The organism is Leucobacter japonicus, assembly GCF_001273855.1.
Lineage (GTDB): Bacteria > Actinomycetota > Actinomycetes > Actinomycetales > Microbacteriaceae > Leucobacter > Leucobacter japonicus.
In genome coordinates this window covers 1-231 of the sequence record NZ_JHBX01000122.1, presented here as the reverse complement: position 1 = coordinate 231, position 231 = coordinate 1, and the positions used below count along the sequence as shown (strand labels likewise).

Annotated in this window: 1 protein-coding gene; it reads right to left on the bottom strand. The window is 56.3% G+C overall.

Annotated features, from left to right (window positions below):
• Positions 1-205, bottom strand: a 205-nt coding sequence (locus AMS67_RS17885) for a hypothetical protein (protein WP_206541768.1), incomplete at its 3' end; no start/stop codon positions are given.
• Between the last annotated feature and the right edge of the window lie 26 nt (positions 206-231).

Here is a 231-nt window from a genome sequence, read left to right as displayed (position 1 = left end):
GGGGGCTCGGAGATGTGAATAAGAGACAGCCGCGATTGGTGATGCGGCCATCGTTGACTGAACCGCCATAGTCAACGGCAAGGTAGTCCAGCAATTGCCAGACTTGCTTGGCCTTGTCTTGCGTGGATAGAGGCTCGGCCAAAGCCGTCGAGACGGATAGCGCCAAGGAGACTAGAACGAGGGAGAGGATGCGCAGGGCTTGCATGAGGAACCCGTCACTTATACACATCT